The 14509-nt window shown below is 72.2% G+C and carries 13 protein-coding genes; 5 read left to right on the forward strand and 8 right to left on the reverse strand.

Going from position 1 to position 14509, the window contains the following annotated elements; all coding sequences use genetic code 11:
* The first annotated feature begins 57 nt into the window (after window positions 1–57).
* Entirely contained in the window at window positions 58–903 is an 846-nt protein-coding gene (locus EDD34_RS16565; RefSeq protein ID WP_123815542.1) for a nicotianamine synthase family protein, read from the forward strand.
* A gap of 70 nt (window positions 904–973) precedes the next feature.
* On the opposite strand, the gene EDD34_RS16570 is transcribed toward EDD34_RS16565, so the two are convergent.
* Both EDD34_RS16570 and EDD34_RS16575 read right to left on the reverse strand, forming a co-directional pair.
* Window positions 974–3994, reverse strand: a complete 3021-nt coding sequence (locus EDD34_RS16570; protein ID WP_123815543.1) for a UPF0182 family membrane protein — start codon at window positions 3992–3994, stop codon at window positions 974–976.
* Between the two features lie 82 nt (window positions 3995–4076).
* Window positions 4077–5270, reverse strand: a complete 1194-nt coding sequence (locus EDD34_RS16575) for a YlbL family protein (RefSeq protein WP_246012524.1) — start codon at window positions 5268–5270, stop codon at window positions 4077–4079.
* A 196-nt stretch (window positions 5271–5466) separates the two neighbouring features.
* On the opposite strand from EDD34_RS16575, the gene EDD34_RS16580 reads away from it, so the two are divergent.
* Window positions 5467–6855: a zinc-dependent metalloprotease gene (locus tag EDD34_RS16580; protein WP_123815544.1), complete on the forward strand. Its 1389-nt coding sequence runs from the start codon at window positions 5467–5469 to the stop codon at window positions 6853–6855.
* 32 nt (window positions 6856–6887) lie between these two features.
* Here EDD34_RS16580 and EDD34_RS16585 read toward each other — a convergent pair whose 3' ends face one another.
* Window positions 6888–7400 (reverse strand): pyridoxamine 5'-phosphate oxidase family protein, encoded by a 513-nt coding sequence (locus EDD34_RS16585; RefSeq protein ID WP_246012525.1) that lies wholly within the window; start codon window positions 7398–7400, stop codon window positions 6888–6890.
* 68 nt (window positions 7401–7468) lie between these two features.
* A complete protein-coding gene (locus EDD34_RS16590) occupies window positions 7469–8008 on the reverse strand; it encodes a SprT-like domain-containing protein (RefSeq protein WP_123815546.1) in 540 nt (179 codons plus the stop codon).
* Window positions 8009–8165: 157 nt separating this feature from the next.
* On the opposite strand from EDD34_RS16590, the gene EDD34_RS16595 reads away from it, so the two are divergent.
* Window positions 8166–9230 (forward strand): ThiF family adenylyltransferase, encoded by a 1065-nt coding sequence (locus EDD34_RS16595; RefSeq protein WP_123815547.1) that lies wholly within the window; start codon window positions 8166–8168, stop codon window positions 9228–9230.
* A gap of 10 nt (window positions 9231–9240) precedes the next feature.
* On the opposite strand, the gene EDD34_RS16600 is transcribed toward EDD34_RS16595, so the two are convergent.
* The 3 genes from EDD34_RS16600 to EDD34_RS16610 form a co-directional block, all read right to left on the reverse strand.
* Window positions 9241–9615 carry a WhiB family transcriptional regulator gene (locus EDD34_RS16600; RefSeq protein ID WP_123815548.1) on the reverse strand — a complete coding sequence of 125 codons (375 nt, stop codon included), beginning with the start codon at window positions 9613–9615 and terminating at the stop codon, window positions 9241–9243.
* A gap of 167 nt (window positions 9616–9782) precedes the next feature.
* Entirely contained in the window at window positions 9783–9974 is a 192-nt protein-coding gene (locus EDD34_RS16605; protein WP_123815549.1) for a hypothetical protein, read from the reverse strand.
* A 190-nt stretch (window positions 9975–10164) separates the two neighbouring features.
* Window positions 10165–12219 (reverse strand): ATP-dependent helicase, encoded by a 2055-nt coding sequence (locus EDD34_RS16610; protein WP_123815550.1) that lies wholly within the window; start codon window positions 12217–12219, stop codon window positions 10165–10167.
* A 72-nt stretch (window positions 12220–12291) separates the two neighbouring features.
* Here EDD34_RS16610 and EDD34_RS16615 point away from each other — a divergent pair, with 72 nt between their 5' ends.
* Window positions 12292–12570, forward strand: coding sequence for a mycoredoxin (locus tag EDD34_RS16615; RefSeq protein WP_123815551.1), 279 nt, complete (start codon window positions 12292–12294; stop codon window positions 12568–12570).
* 3 nt (window positions 12571–12573) lie between these two features.
* On the opposite strand, the gene nudC is transcribed toward EDD34_RS16615, so the two are convergent.
* Window positions 12574–13494: an NAD(+) diphosphatase gene (gene nudC / locus EDD34_RS16620; protein WP_123815552.1), complete on the reverse strand. Its 921-nt coding sequence runs from the start codon at window positions 13492–13494 to the stop codon at window positions 12574–12576.
* Between the two features lie 73 nt (window positions 13495–13567).
* Between nudC and EDD34_RS16625 the strand changes: the two genes are divergently transcribed.
* Window positions 13568–14485 carry a phosphotransferase gene (locus EDD34_RS16625; protein WP_123815553.1) on the forward strand — a complete coding sequence of 306 codons (918 nt, stop codon included), beginning with the start codon at window positions 13568–13570 and terminating at the stop codon, window positions 14483–14485.
* The last annotated feature ends 24 nt before the right edge of the window (window positions 14486–14509 follow it).

A 14509-nucleotide genomic window follows, 5' to 3' on the forward strand; every position in this document is an offset into this window, starting at 1 on the left:
CGGTGGAGACGCAGGTCACACGTGTTCGAACCGTTCCGACGTGTCAGGCTCCTGCTCATGCCCCCCGACGCGACCTCCGCATTCGTCGATCTCGCATCCGCTGACGCCGCCACCGTCGCCGAGAGGCTCGCCCGTCTCACCGACGAGCTCACCGCCCTCGGTTCGCTGGCACCCGGCCCCGACGTGGACCGGCTGTTCTCCGAAGTGGTCCGCACCGTCACGACCACACCCGGGGCGGTCGCACGGCAGGTCGGCGCCCACCCCGGGATCGCCGCGCGGGTGGACCGGCTCCGCGACCTGAGCGCGCGCGGCGAGTGCGAGCTGGAGGCGTACTGGTCGCACCGCGTCGCCGCCGCCGACGACCCGGTCGCCGAGCTCGGCCGCTTCCCCTACCGCGACAACTACCGCGATCTCGTGGCCATGGAGCTGCACCTGCTCCGCCGGCACCTGGGCCGCCGGGCGCCCCGCTCCGTCGTCGTCCTCGGGTGCGGTCCGCTCCCGCTCACCGCGACCGGGTACGCCCACGGCCTCGGCACCCGGGCTGTCGGCGTCGACCGTGATCCCGCGGCCGTCGCGGCCGCGCGCAGGCTCCTCGAGGCGACCCGCGACCCCGGCACCGTCGTCGTGCACGACGACGCCGCCGGCGTCCCCCTGCTCGAGTACGACCTCGTGGTCCTGGCGGCCCTCGTGGGGACGACGACGACGGCCAAGGTGGCGATGCTGCGCTCGCTCGCCGACCGCATGCGACCGGGCGCGCTCCTGCTCGCCCGCAGCGCGCACGGCCTGCGGGCGCTGCTGTACCCGGAGATCGACCCGGCCACGATGACCGGGTTCGACGTCCTGGACGTGAAACACCCGGCGGGCGACGTCATCAACTCGATGATCGTCGCCCGCCGGGTGTGACGGTTCGCGCCGGCCGGTGGTCCCGCGAGCGAGCCGCTGCCCGCTCCCGGGACCGCCGGTGGCTCACGGCCTACTCGGCCGCCGCCTGCTCCGCCGCGATCGCGTCCTCGATGGCCTGCTGGAGGTCGTCCTGCGCCTCGCCGTAGGCCGTCCAGTCGCCGTCCTGCTGCGCCCGCTCCGCCGCCTGGATCGCGTCGGCCGCGCGCTGCAGCGCCTCCTCGAGGTCGCCGGTGGGCACCGCGGGCTCCTCGCCCGGCTCCTCGGTGGGCTCCTCGGCGGGCTCTTCGGTACCGGTCGGGTCCTCGGGTACGACGGGCTCCTCGCCGTCGACCGGAGCCTCCGGCGCCTCGCCCTCCGTGGATCCGTCGGCGTCGCCCGCCTCGGCCCCGGAGTCACCGCCGAACACCTGGTCGAGCGCCTCCGTGAGCGTGTCGGCGTAGCCGACCTCGTCGCCGAACGCCACCATCACCTTGTGCAGCAGCGGGATGCTCGTGCCCGCGGCGGACTGGATGTACACCGGCTGCACGTACACGAGACCGCCGCCCACCGGCAGGGTGAGCTGGTTGCCGAGCAGCACCGTCGAGCGCCCCTGTTCCAGGATGCGCAGCTGCTCACCGGCCACCGGGTCGGAGTTGAAGATGTTCTGCACCTGGCCGGGGCCTGGCACGGTGGTGTCCCGTGGCAGTTCGAGGAGTCGCAGCGTGCCGTAGTCCTCGTCCTTCTCACCCTCGGTGGACCCGGCATCGGCGTCCGCGGCCAGGAAGCCGGTCAGCACCTGCCGTGGGGTGTTACCGCCGGGGATGAAGGTCGACGTCAGCGAGAACGCCGACTCCTCCTGCCCGGGCATCTGCAGCGTGAGGTAGTACGGCGGCTGCAGCGGGCTCACCGTGGCGTCCGACGTCGGGTCCTCCGGGTTGTTCCAGAAGTCGTTGCCCGAGAAGAAGTCGCTCGCGTCGGTGACGTGGTACTCGGTGAGCAGGCTGCGCTGCACCTTGAACAGGTCCTCCGGGTAGCGCATGTGGCTCATGAGCTCGCCCGAGATGTCCTCCAGCGGCTGCACCGAGCCCGGGAACACGTTCTCCCAGGTCTTGAGCACCGGATCCTCCGGCTCCCAGGCGTACAGGTCCACCGAGCCGTCGTAGGCGTCGACCGTGGCCTTGACCGAGTTGCGGATGTAGTTCACCTCGGCCGGCAGGTTCACGGGCGCCCCCTCCTGCTGCAGGGTGAGGGTGTCCGTCGTGGCCTCCTGCATCTGGGTGAAGGCCGAGTAGGGGTACTGGTTCGTCGTCGTGTACGCGTCCACGATCCACTTCACGCGCCCGTCGACCACCGCCGGGTAGACCCGGTTGTCGAGCGTCAGCCACGGGGCGACCTTGGCGACACGCTGCTGCGGGTCGCGGTCGTAGAGGATCTGCGACTCCTCGGTCACGCGGTCCGAGAGCAGCAGCTGCTCCTCGCCGAACTTCAGCGCGTAGAGGAGCTTGCTGCCGAACGACCCGATGCTCGGCCCGCCGTCGCCCTCGAACGTCGTCTTGACCTGGTCCCCGCCGTCGGCGTCGTCGGCCGGGTAGTCGAGCTCCCACGGCTCACTGCCGTCGTCCGGCTTGCCGACCACGGAGTAGTTCGCGGTGGAGGGTGAGAAGTAGATGCGCGGCTCGTAGTCGCCCTCGAGCTCGGTGATCGCGCCCTCGGACGGGATGCCGCCCTCGAAGAAGGCCGGCTGGCCGCCCGGGCCGAGTTGGTTGCCGTAGGCGGCCACCACGCCGTAGCCGTGCGTGTACACGGTGTGGTCGTTCACCCAGTTGCGCTGGTCGGCACCCAGGCCGTCCTGGTTGAGCTCGCGCACGGCGATGACGGTGTCCCGGCTCTCCCCGTCGATCTCGTAACGGTCCACGGAGAGGGAGTCGCTGAAGTTGTAGTACTGCTTGTTCTGCTGCAGCTGCCGGAACGACGGCGACACGATCTCCGGGTCGAGCAGGCGGATCGACGCCGTCGTGTTGGCGTCGGCGCGCAGCGCGCCCTCCTCGGCCTCCGTCGTCGCGTTGTAGTTCTGCGTCTCGACGTCCTCGATGTCGAACGCGGTGAGCGTCGCGTCGATGTTGCGCTGGATATACGGCTGCTCCAGCTCCTGCGCGTTCGGCGTGACCTGGAAACGCTGCACGATGGACGGGTAGATCCCGCCGATCACGATCGCGGAGACGACCATGAGCCCGACGCCGATCGCCGGAAGCTGCCAGTTCCCGCGGAAGACCGTCGCCAGGAACAGCACCGCGACCAGCAGCGCGACCACCGCGAGGATTCCCTTGGCGGGGATCACCGAGTTGACGTCGGCGTAGGACGCGCCGTCGAACCGGTTGCCGGCGCTGTTCAGGATCGAGTAGCGGTCGAACCAGTAGTTCGCGGCGAACAGGAGCATCAGCACGGTGCCGAGGACGGCGATGTGGATCCGCGCGGCGTTCGTGGTGCGCGGGATGTTGCCCTGCGACGGCCCGATCCGCAGTCCGCCGTACAGGTAGTGGGTCACGACACCCGCGATGCCGGAGATGATGACCACGGCCATGAGGAAACCGACGATGCTGCGCAGCGCCGGGAGCAGGAACACGTAGAACGACAGGTCCAACCCGAACTGCGGGTCGGTCTCGCCGAACATCTCGGAGTTCAGGGCCATCAGGACCGTCTGCCACTGGGCCGACGCCGCGATCCCGGCGAAGAACCCGACGAGCACGGGCGCCGCGAACGTCACGACCTTGCGCAGGGGCTCGATCGCCTCGCGGTACTGCTCCAGCGTGGCCTGCTCGGCGCTGGGGACGTACATGGGGCGCGACCGGTACGCGACGGCGAACGACGCGAACACAGCGCCGCCCATCACGAGGAAGCCCGCCACGAACAGCAGGCCGCGGGTGATCCACTCGGTCCAGATCACTTGGGAGAAGCCGAGTTGCTCGAACCAGAGGATCTCGGTCCAGAACTGGGCCATCAACAGGAGGGCGACCACCACGACAGCGACCGCGACGATCGCCGCCCCAAGCGGACTCCGTCGGCGAGCGGGGGGAGCGCCACCCTGCCGGGGACGCGGTACGGCGAAGGACACGGCGTTGTTACCTCACTGCTCTCGTCGGATTGTCAGTACCTACCCAGGGGCAACGGGCGGGACGATCACAAGGTTCCCACATCTACGACGCCGCCGAGCAGGGAGCGAGGCTCTCGCCCTCGCCGGCCCCGATCGCCTCCATCGCCTCGCGGGCGTCGCCCAACGTCTCGACCCGGACCACGCGGAGCCCGTCCGGCACGTTGCCCACCACCTCGGCGCAGTTCCCCGCGGGCGCGAGGAACCAGGTGGCGCCGTCGCGCCGTGCCCCGTACAGCTTCTGCTCGATGCCGCCGATCGCACCGACGACCCCCTCCGGGCTCATCGTCCCCGTTCCCGCGATGACCTCACCGTTGGCCTCGTCCTCGGCGGTGAGCTTGTCGATGATGCCGAGCGCGAACATCATCCCGGCGCTCGGGCCGCCGATGTCCTCGATCTGGATCGACACGTCGATCGGGAAGTCGTACTGCGGGTCGATGTACACCCCCATCACGGCGCGGTCACTCCCCTCGACGCCACCCGTGGTGATCGTGAGGTCCCGCGTCTCGCCGTCGCGCCGCACGCCGAGGACGACGTCGGCCCCCGGCTCGGTCTCCGCGAGCCGGTCGATGAGCTGCGCGTACGTCGCGACCGGCGCGCCTTGGAAGGAGACGATGACGTCGCCCTCGGCGACCACGCCGTCCGCGCCCGTCCCCGGCTCGGCCCCCGTGACCTCGAGGGTGGCCGGCACGGCCTCGCCGAGCTCGGTGAGCGCGGCCGCGGTGGCCGACTCCTGCGAGCTGACCATCTCCGCCTGGCTCACCTCCTGCTGCTCCTCGGCGGTGGTCTCCTCGGGGAAGATCGCCTCGACCGGGACCACGGACCGCGTCGGGTCCAGCCACGCCTGCACCACCTGCCCGGCGGTCACCGGGTACCCCGGCCCCCCGGAGACCGAGACGGTCGTCAGCCGCAGCTCCCCCGTCGACTCGTACGTCCTCGCACCGTCGACCTCGATGAGCGGCGTCTCGTCCTGCTCCCCCAGCGTGTTCTCGGTGGGACCGGGCGCGCGCACCGCGTAGGGGGCGGGCAGGACGAGCGCGACGGCGGCCAGTGCCGCCGTCAGCAGCAACGTGACGCCCAGGGTGACCGTCCGGCGTGTGACCGGAGGCGCGTCCGGGTACACGACGGCGTCCAGGGCACCCTCCCGGTCCGCGGCGCCGCCCGGGGAGATCGCTGAGCCGGCACCGGTCATGCGCGCCCGGCCGGACGGCCTGGAGTTCTCGAGATCGCTCGACGTCACCGCCTCATCATCCCTCATTCGCCTGGAGGATCCCTGCGAGCGGACCTCCCCTGCGTTCTTGTGCGCCGAGAGCGAAGTCGGGAACCCACCCCGTGGTCCCCGGAGTTGGTCACACGTGGATACGGTGGCCACGGGGCCTGTCCCCAGCGGCCACGGGGAGGCCCGCGGGAATCCCGCCGAACGAACGAGGAGCAACATGACCGAGAACCCCAGCCGCGGCGACCAGCCGTGGGAGGAAATGCTCCGTTCCATGCTCGGTGACGGCGCCGACGAGGTGCTCGCCGAGATGCGTGCGCGCGGCTTCGACCCGTCGACGATGTCCGGCGCCCAGGACCCGATGATGATGCAGTTCGCGCTCTCCCAGGTGCAGCGGATGCTCGCGGAGCCCGGCACCGGCCCGGTCAACTCCGACGTCGCGCACGACGTCGCGCGCCAGGTCGCCGTCGCCGAGGGCGACCCCTCCCTCACCGGGGGCCAGGCCAAGGCCGCCACCGACGCCCTCTCGGTCGCCGAGCTCTGGCTGGACGCCGTCACCGACCTGCCGCCGTCCGTCGGGACGGCTCGCGCGTGGTCTCGTTCGGAGTGGGTGGAGGCGACACTGCCCGCGTGGAACAAGCTGGCCGCGCCCGTCGCGGCGTCGGTCGCCGACGCCCTCGCGACCGTGCTCGCGGACCAGCTCCCGGAGGGCGTGGACGACGGCGTCGCGATGCCCGGCATGCCCGCCGGGGCGCTGGCGGGTCTCGGCATGGACCCGGCACAGATGATGCGCCGGCTCGGCTCGGCCGTGTTCGGCATGCAGGTGGGGCAGGCGGCCGGGACGCTGTCGCGCGAGGTGTTCGGCGCCACCGACATCGGCCTCCCGCTGCTCGACGACGCGCACACCGTGCTGCTGCCGACCAACGTCGACAAGTTCGCGGAGGGCCTCGACGCCCCGCCGGACGAGGTCCGGCACTTCGTCGCGCTGCGCGAGGCCGCGCACACCCGTCTGTTCACGCACGTCACCTGGCTGCGCGGACACCTGCTGGGGATCGTGGAGCAGTACGCGCGCGGCATCACCATCGACCTGGACGTGCTCGAGTCCCAGGTGCGCGACATCGACATGTCGGATCCGGACGCCCTGCGCGGGGCGCTGTCAGGCGGCGTGTTCGGGCTGCAGAACACGGACGAGCAGAAGGCGGTGCTGCTCCGGCTGGAGACGACGCTCGCACTGGTCGAAGGCTGGGTCGACGAGGTCGCGGCGGCTGCGGCGCTGCCTCACCTGCCCCACTCGGTGGCCCTGCGCGAGATGATCCGCCGCCGCCGGGCCGCCGGAGGCCCCGCGGAGCACACGTTCGCCACGCTCGTCGGGCTGGAGCTGCGCCCGCGCCGCTCCCGCGACGCGGCCCGGCTGTTCACGATCCTGATGAACGACGGCGGACAGGCCGCGCGCGACAGCGTCTGGGACCACCCGGACCTGCTGCCGGTCACGGACGACCTGGACGACCCCGCGGGCTACCCCGCGCGCCGCGCCGCCGCGGCCGAGGAGCACGCCGACGTCGACGCCGCGCTGCGGGAGATCCTCGGCGACGACACCGGCAGGAGCTGACGCGCGGGGTGGCGCCCACCCCGCGCGATCCCTCACTCCCCGCGCTCGGCGCGGGCGAACCTGCGGCCGGAGACCTCCGTGGGGGTGATCCGGAGCCACTCGGTCTTCTCCGTGGTCGTGTAGGTGGCCAGTCCGGTCGCCTCCGCCACGGCCATCTCCGCGTCCGTGTCCAGGATCCGCACGGTGCCCTTGATCACCACGGAGTCCGCGAAGTCCGGGCCCCACTGGTCCACCTCGAACGCCACCTTGGGGTTGACGGCGGCCTCCACGAGCTTGCTGCCCGGCGTGGTCTTGATGTAGATCTCGCGGTTCGCCACCGCGAAGTTGACCGGGAAGATGTCTGGCTCGCCCGCGGCCGCCGTCGCGAGCCGGCCGATCGGGATCATGGACAGAAGGTCCCAGATCTCGTCGTCCTGGAGCGGGGTGATCGTGTCCGACGACGTCCATTGCGTCATGTCATCCTCCATGATGCGGTGCGGCTCGCCGACCTGGGTGCGACGGCCTGCTTCTCTCATCGTGGCCCCCCGCCGGACAGGATGCAGCATGGTGTGAGGAGATTCATCCTGCCGGCCCCTCGCCGGGAGGTCGCTCGCGCCCGCCCCCGTCAGGGAGCTCAGTCCTCCTCGTCCGAGGTCGGGGACGCCACGTCGTCCTGCGCGTAGGAGGCACCCTCCAGGAAGCCGCGGGCACGCTCCGTCTTCGGGTACGCCTCCAGGATCTTCCAGAAGCTGGGGCCGTGGCCCGCGTGCAGCAGGTGGGCGAGTTCGTGCAGCAGGACGTAGTCGAGGACCCAGGCGGGCATGCCCTGCACGCGCGTGGAGATCCGGATCGATCCGTCCAGCAGCGTGCAGGAGCCCCACCGCCGGCCCTGGTTCGACGCCCAGCGGACACTGGAGGGCGTGGCCCGCCCGCCGAGATACTTGGCGGACAGGGACTCCGCCCGGGACAGCAGTTCGTCGTCGGACGGCTTGCGGCGCCGTTCCTTGTCCTCGAGCCGGGCGAGCATCTTGGCCACCCACTCCCGCTCCTGAGCCCGCGAGAAGCGCGCCGGAATCGCGACGATGGTTCGGTCACCGTCGCGATACGCGCTCACCGTGGCGGTACGACGGCGGCTCCGGCGTACCTCCACGGACGTCGGATCGTCGTGGGCCACACCAAGACGGTAGCGGGTATCGGCGCGCAAGGGTCAAGAACACGCCCCGCGACAGAAAAGTCCGGCCATCCGCCGCGGCCTGTGGACAGGCGGCGGCCCGGCGGAGGCCCTGGCACGGTGGAGTCCCTGCCCTCCGCACCGCCCCAGGAGTACGTCCATGAGCACTCCCGGCACCAGCCGTTTCCCGTCGACCGGGACGCCGGGCGCCGCGCCGCGGCTTCGCCCCGGGACACCGGTGGTCATGCGCCCGGGCGGTGCGGTGCAGTGCGGCACCGACCCGCGCTGGGCGCTGATCCTCGAAGGGCTCACCCCGGCCGAGGCCTCGTGGCTGCGCGACCTGACCGAGCGGCGTCACGTGACCCCCGGGCAGTCCGCCGCGCGCCGCGGCGTGCACCCGGGGCGCCGGGATCTCATCCTGGACGTCCTGACCCGAGCGGGGATGCTCGTGCCGCCGGCCCCGGCCGGACGGACCGTCGTCGCACCGGGTGACGGGACGGCGGACGCCCGGACCCTCGGCATGCTGCGGGTCGACGGAGCGGGCCGGGAGACCCTGGCCGACCGGGCGGCCGCCACGGTGGCGCTGGCCGGGCTCGGGCGCATCGGCGCGGCCCTCGCCCTGCTCCTCACCGCCGCGGGGGTGGGCCGTCTGGTGCTGCACGATCCGCAGCCCGTGCAGACCACCGACCTCGGGCTCGGTGCCTATGCCGAGGGTGACGTGGGCGATCCCCGGGACGCCGCTCTCGCCCGCCTGCTGGCCCGGCGGTCGGCAGCGCTCGACGTCCAGGTGAACGGCGACGCCGAGCCCGACGTCGCCGTGGTGGTGGAGTCGCGCGCGGCACTGCCGGCCCGCTTCACCCGGTTGATGAGCACGGCCGTGCCACACCTGTCCGTGGTGGCACGGGAGGCCGATGTCACCGTCGGGCCGCTCGTGCGGCCGGGCCGGAGCGCCTGCGTCGCCTGCCTCGACGCGGACCGCGCCGATCAGGACCGGGACTGGCACCTGATCGCGGCGCAGCTGCGCCAGGGCCCGGAGCAGCTGCACGAAGCCACCCTCACGGCCCTGGCGACGGCGACGGCCGCCGGCCAGGTGCTCGCCCAGGTGGACGGGCACCGGCCGACGGCCGTCGGCTCCTGCCTGGAGATCGCGCTCCCGGAATGCCTGCCTCGCGTCCGGAAGGTCGATCCGCACCCGCGGTGCGGATGTCTCGTCCTCGCCCCCTGACGCCGGCGGGTCATGCCGCGGCCGGCGTCCCGGCGACAGCGGTCTCCGACTTCCGGGGCCGGCCACGGCCACGCTTGCGCGCGACCACGGAGCCGTCGACGAAGACCTCGCCGCCCCAGACACCCCAGGGCTCACGCCGCTCGAGGGCTCCGGCGAGGCAGCCGTCGATCAGCGGGCACTCGCGGCAGAGTGTCTTGGCGCGCTCCACCTCGGTGGAGTGCTCGGCGAACCAGAGCTCGGGGTCGTTGGTACGGCACGGGAGCAGCGAGTCCATGATCCGGTTGAACTCGCGGGAGTCGACGTCGCTCGTGGCAACGCCGGTCGAAGGGTTCCAGGGGCCGGATCCGCCCTGGGGGAGGGTGTCGAGGAGCGCAGTGAGGCGCACGGTTGTCTCCTGAGATCCTGTTACGTGAACGTCGTCGGTGAACGTCGGGTGATTCAGGACCCAGGTCTGGTGTTCATCCAGCCGGCTCGGTAGAGCCAGAAACTGCCTGGACAGAACTCAGGCCGCGGGTCCCGTGTGGACTCCGCGGCCTGGATGCGCCGGTCGATCTAGACCGGATGCGCTCCTGGAGCGGAGTCGGGGGCGAGGATGGCGTTCGGGAAGCTTCCGCCTTCGCCGCGCAGACGCGGCGTGTGGACAGAGATATCCGCGCGCGCAGAGACGGGCCGGTTCGCGTACGAGGGCACAGCGATGCCGCACAGCGAGTCCGTCCACGTCTGGACCTGCTTCATGATCTCCATCAGGCTTCCCACCTCCTCACGCACTCAGGGCTCGGCCTTCTCGGCTCCGCCCGCTCTTTCAAGGACACGAGCACACTATGACGCCCGACTCACGGACTCCAACTCTTTTTCCAACTTTTTTTGCTGACAGTTTTCCGAGATTCGTCAACGCCCGATGAAAGCGCTGTCCAGACCGGGGTTTCCGGGCTGCTCAGGCGTGTGGCGCGCTGCGCACGATGGCCAGGATCGTCGATCCGTAGCGGTCGATCTTTCCCGGCCCCACGCCGTTGACCCGGGCCAGTTCCGCGACCGACCCGGGGCGCGCCTCGGCGATCTCCGCAAGGCTCGCGTCCGTGAGGATCGTGTAGGCGGGCTTGTCCACCTCCTGGGCCACCCCCAGCCGCCACTCGCGCAGCGCGTCGAACAGGGCGACGTCGTGCTCCCCGGTCAGCAGCGCCCGCGCCTTCCCCTGGCCGCCGCGGGTGCGGCGCGGGCCACGCGCCTCGTCGGGCCAGATGCCGTCGAGGAAGCGCGTGCGCTTCCGGGTCGCTCGCCCGCCCGGGTTCCGGCTGCGCGCGAACGACACGTCCAGCCGCTCCCGGGCCCGCGTGATCCCGACGTAGAGCAGGCGACGCTCCTCGTGCACGGCCTCGTCGGTCTCGGCCAGGGAGATCGGCATGAGGCCCTCGCTCATCCCGGCCAGGAACACCGCGTCCCACTCCAGCCCCTTCGCCGCGTGCAGCGACGCGAGCGTCACGCCCTCGACCGTGGGCGCGTGCTGCGCCTTGGCCCGCTCGGTGAGCTCGTCCACGAGCATCGCGATCGTGGCCGGCGCCTCCGCGGGCGCCGACGCGGCCAGGTCGTCGGCGAGCGAGACGAGCGCCTGCATCGAGTCCCAGCGCTCACGCGCCGCGCCGCGGGCCGCGGGGGGCTCGGCGGCCCATCCGGCGGCGGCGAGGACGTCACGCACCTGTTCGGGCATGGTGTGCTCCGGGTCGGCGGAGCGTGCGGCGCCGCGGAGCAGCACGATGGCGTCGCGCACCTCCTTGCGCTGGAAGAAGCGTTCACCGCCGCGGACGAGGTAGCCGACACCGGCGTCGGCGAGAGCGGCCTCGAAGGCCTCTGACTGCGCGTTCGTGCGGTACAGGACGGCGATCTCGCTGGCGGGGACACCGGACTCGACGAGCCGGGCGGCCCGCGTCGCGATGGCGGCGGCCTCGGCCTCGTCGTCGTCGTGGGTGGTGAACGTGACGGGTGGCCCGGGGTCGCGCTGCGCCACGAGCTCCAGCGCCTGCGCGGCGCCGGGGCCGGCGCGGCGCAGGAGGTCGTTGGCGAGGCCCACGACCTGTGGTGTCGACCGGTAGTCACGGACGAGCCGGATCTCGACGGCGTTCCGGAAGCGTCGCCGGAAGTCGAGCAGGTAGCGCGGGGTGGCGCCGGTGAAGGAGTAGATGGTCTGGGACGGGTCGCCGACGACGCACAGCTCCTCGCGGCCGCCGAGCCACTGGTCCAGCAGGAACTGCTGGAGGGGTGAGACGTCCTGGTACTCGTCGACGACGAAGTGCCGGTACTGGCCGCGTACCTCGTCGGCGATCGCGCGATGGCTGTTCAGCATGTCGGAGAGCATGAGCAGGACGTCCTCGAAGTCGACGGCGTCACGCTCGGTCTTCACGTCCTCGTACATGGTGATGAGGCGCGCGATCGTCTGGTGGTCGTAGCCCGAGGGCGCTTCGCGGCCGCGGGCGGCGGCGACCCGCTCGTAGTCGTCCGCGGTGACGAGGCTGACCTTGGCCCACTCCACCTCGGAGGACAGGTCGCGGACGGCGACGCGGTCGACGGACAGGCCGAGCCGGCGGGCCGACTCGGCGACGAACTGGGCCTTGTGCTCGACCAGCCGGGGTGGGGCTCCCCCGACGACGCGCGGCCAGAAGTACGCCATCTGGCGCAGCGCCGCGGCGTGGAAGGTACGCGCCTGCACGCCCTGCACGCCCAGGCCGCGCAGGCGGGTGCGCATCTCCCCCGCCGCGCGTGCCGTGAACGTGACGGCCAGGACGCTGTTGGGCTTGTAGACGCCGGTGCGCACGCCGTAGGCGATGCGGTGGGTGATGGCGCGGGTCTTGCCGGTGCCGGCTCCGGCGAGCACGCACACCGGCCCGCGCAGGGCGAGCGCGACCTCCCGCTGCTCGGGATCGAGCGCGTCGAGGATCGAGTCGGGATGAACCGGCCGGATCGCTGAGTTGGAGTGTGCAGGCGCGTGCGTCACCATGGCCGAGATTCTGTCAGGCGACACCGACATCCACGCGCTGTCACCGTCGTGCACCGTGAAGGAGACGAAGAGATGACCGAGATCGCCACGCCGGTTCCCGCCTCGGGGACCGTCCTCATGTACTCGACCACGTGGTGCGGGTACTGCCGGCGGCTGCGCACGCAGCTCGACTCCGAGGGCATCGGCTACGAGGTGATCGACATCGAGGAGCGTCCGGAGACGGCGGCGTTCGTCGAGCAGGTCAACGGCGGCAACCGCACCGTTCCGACGGTGGTCTACCCGAACGGCTCGGCCGCGACCAACCCCTCCCTGGCCGAGGTGAAGGCGGCCCTGGCGGAGCGTCCCGCGTAGGCCTCAGCCGCCGATCCGGCCGCCGTACCACTCCTCGATCAGCGCTCGGGCGATCGAGGCGCGGCCGGAGAGGCGGAGGCTGCCGTCCACGTGGGCCGCCGCCAGCTCGGCGCGGGTGAACCAGCGCAGCTCGCTCACCTCGTCGCCGTCGGGCCTCAGCTCCGTCGTCTCGGCGCGGGCCCGGAAGCCGAGCATCAGCGAGGCCGGCATCGGCCACGGCTGGCTCGCCCGGTACTCGATCTGCCGGACCGCCAGTCCCGCCTCCTCCATCGCCTCCCGTGCCACCGCGTGCTCGGCGCTCTCGCCGGGCTCCACGAACCCGGCCAGGACCGACATGCTGCCCGGAGGCCAGGACGGGCCGCGGCCCAGGAGCAGCCGGTCGTCGTCGTCCACGATCGACATGATCACCGCCGGGTCGGTGCGCGGGTAGTGCTCCACGCCCTCGTGCACGCACCGGCGGACCCAGCCGGCGGCGGCGACCTCGGTGGGCCTCCCGCAGCGCGGGCAACGGGCCGCCCGGTCGTGCCAGTTGGCGAGCGCGACGGCCTCGACGGCGAGGCCCGTGGTCAGCGCGTCACCGGAGTCGGTGAGTTCGCGCGGGGTCGTCCAGGTGAGGCCGTCGGGGAGGCCGGTGCCACCGGTGTCGGCCGTGCCGGGCAGAAGACGGGCCACGTACGGGACGTCGTCCGACTCGCCGAGAAAGAAGTGCTCGGCAGCGGACGGCGGCGTGCCGGCAGGTCCGGCGGCGACGGCCTCCTCGGCGGACAGCAACACCGGCATCCGGCCGTCGGTGGCCACCCGCCCGGAGCTCACCAGCAGCAGCCGGGTCGCGGGGCGGGCGAGCAGTTCGTCGAGAAGGCCGGGCTTGGTGCGCCGATGGGCGGCACGGTCGTGTGCGACGGCCGCGAGGGGAAGATCGAGCATGGACCGACCGTAGCCTCGACCTCGTGCGGCGCGGATGGCGCACGACGCGGCCGGAGCGGAATACCGTAAGGGTGTGCCACGTACTCCCCTCGCGCTCGCCGCCCTGTCCACGGCGGCCGTCCCCGGTCTGGAGGCCGCGTCGGTCCGGACCGACACCATGCCCGGCGACTACGACACCGCCGTCGTGACCAGCCAGGACAACCAGGAGTGGGTGGTCCGCGCCCCCCGGAGCACGGTCGCGGGCGCCGCGCTCGAGGCGGAGATGGAGCTGCTCGAGTCGCTGAAGCTGTACGTCGACACGGGGGTGCTGCCGTTCGTCGTGCCGCAGATCGCCGGGTACGCGCTGCTACCCGAGGGCGGGCGCGCGGTGGTGCACCGGCGGATCGTCGGCGAGTGGCTCGACGTCGAGGCCCTCGCCCCGGGGCCCGGGCTGGCCGCGGACCTCGGCCGCGCGATCGGCGCGATCCACGAACTGCCCGCGTCGGTGGTGGAGGGGTGCGGGCTGCCGAGCTACGCCGCCGCCGACTACCGCGACCGCCGCATGTCGGAGATCGACGAGGCAGCGAAGACCGGCCGCATCCCGCCGAACCTGCTGCACCGGTGGGAGGCCGCGCTCGAGGACGTGTCACTGTGGAAGTTCCAGCCCGTGGTGGTGCACGGCGACCTGGCCGCCGACCAGATGCTGGTGGACCGCGGCCGGGTCGTGGCGATCTCCGGGTGGTCCGAGGCGAAGGTCGCCGACCCCGCCGACGACCTCGCCTGGCTGCTCGTGGCGGCACCCGTCGAGGCGGCGGACTCGATCATGGAGGCCTACCAGCTGCGCCGCACCGAGCTGAGCGACCCGCGGCTGCAGGATCGTGCGTTGCTGGTGGGTGAGCTCGCGCTCGCGCGGTGGCTGCTGCACGGCGTGCGGCACAAGCTTCCCGAGGTGGTCCAGGACGCGACCGCGATGCTCCACGACCTCGACGAGGCGACGCGCGAGGAGGGGTGAGCCCGGCGCCCACCGACAGCCGCC

Origin of the sequence: Myceligenerans xiligouense (assembly GCF_003814695.1) — a bacterium.
GTDB lineage: Bacteria > Actinomycetota > Actinomycetes > Actinomycetales > Cellulomonadaceae > Myceligenerans > Myceligenerans xiligouense.

Excerpts from the sequence above, each read along its gene's own strand:
- EDD34_RS16580 (WP_123815544.1), top strand. The coding sequence starts at position 5,467 with ATGACCGAGAACCCCAGCCGCGGCGACCAGCCGTGGGAGGAAATGCTC.
- EDD34_RS16585 (WP_246012525.1), bottom strand. The coding sequence starts at position 7,400 with ATGCTGCATCCTGTCCGGCGGGGGGCCACGATGAGAGAAGCAGGCCGT.
- EDD34_RS16610 (WP_123815550.1), bottom strand. The coding sequence starts at position 12,219 with ATGGTGACGCACGCGCCTGCACACTCCAACTCAGCGATCCGGCCGGTT.
- nudC (WP_123815552.1), bottom strand. The coding sequence starts at position 13,494 with ATGCTCGATCTTCCCCTCGCGGCCGTCGCACACGACCGTGCCGCCCAT.
- EDD34_RS16565 (WP_123815542.1), top strand. The coding sequence starts at position 58 with ATGCCCCCCGACGCGACCTCCGCATTCGTCGATCTCGCATCCGCTGAC.
- EDD34_RS16615 (WP_123815551.1), top strand. The coding sequence starts at position 12,292 with ATGACCGAGATCGCCACGCCGGTTCCCGCCTCGGGGACCGTCCTCATG.
- EDD34_RS16595 (WP_123815547.1), top strand. The coding sequence starts at position 8,166 with ATGAGCACTCCCGGCACCAGCCGTTTCCCGTCGACCGGGACGCCGGGC.
- EDD34_RS16605 (WP_123815549.1), bottom strand. The coding sequence starts at position 9,974 with ATGGAGATCATGAAGCAGGTCCAGACGTGGACGGACTCGCTGTGCGGC.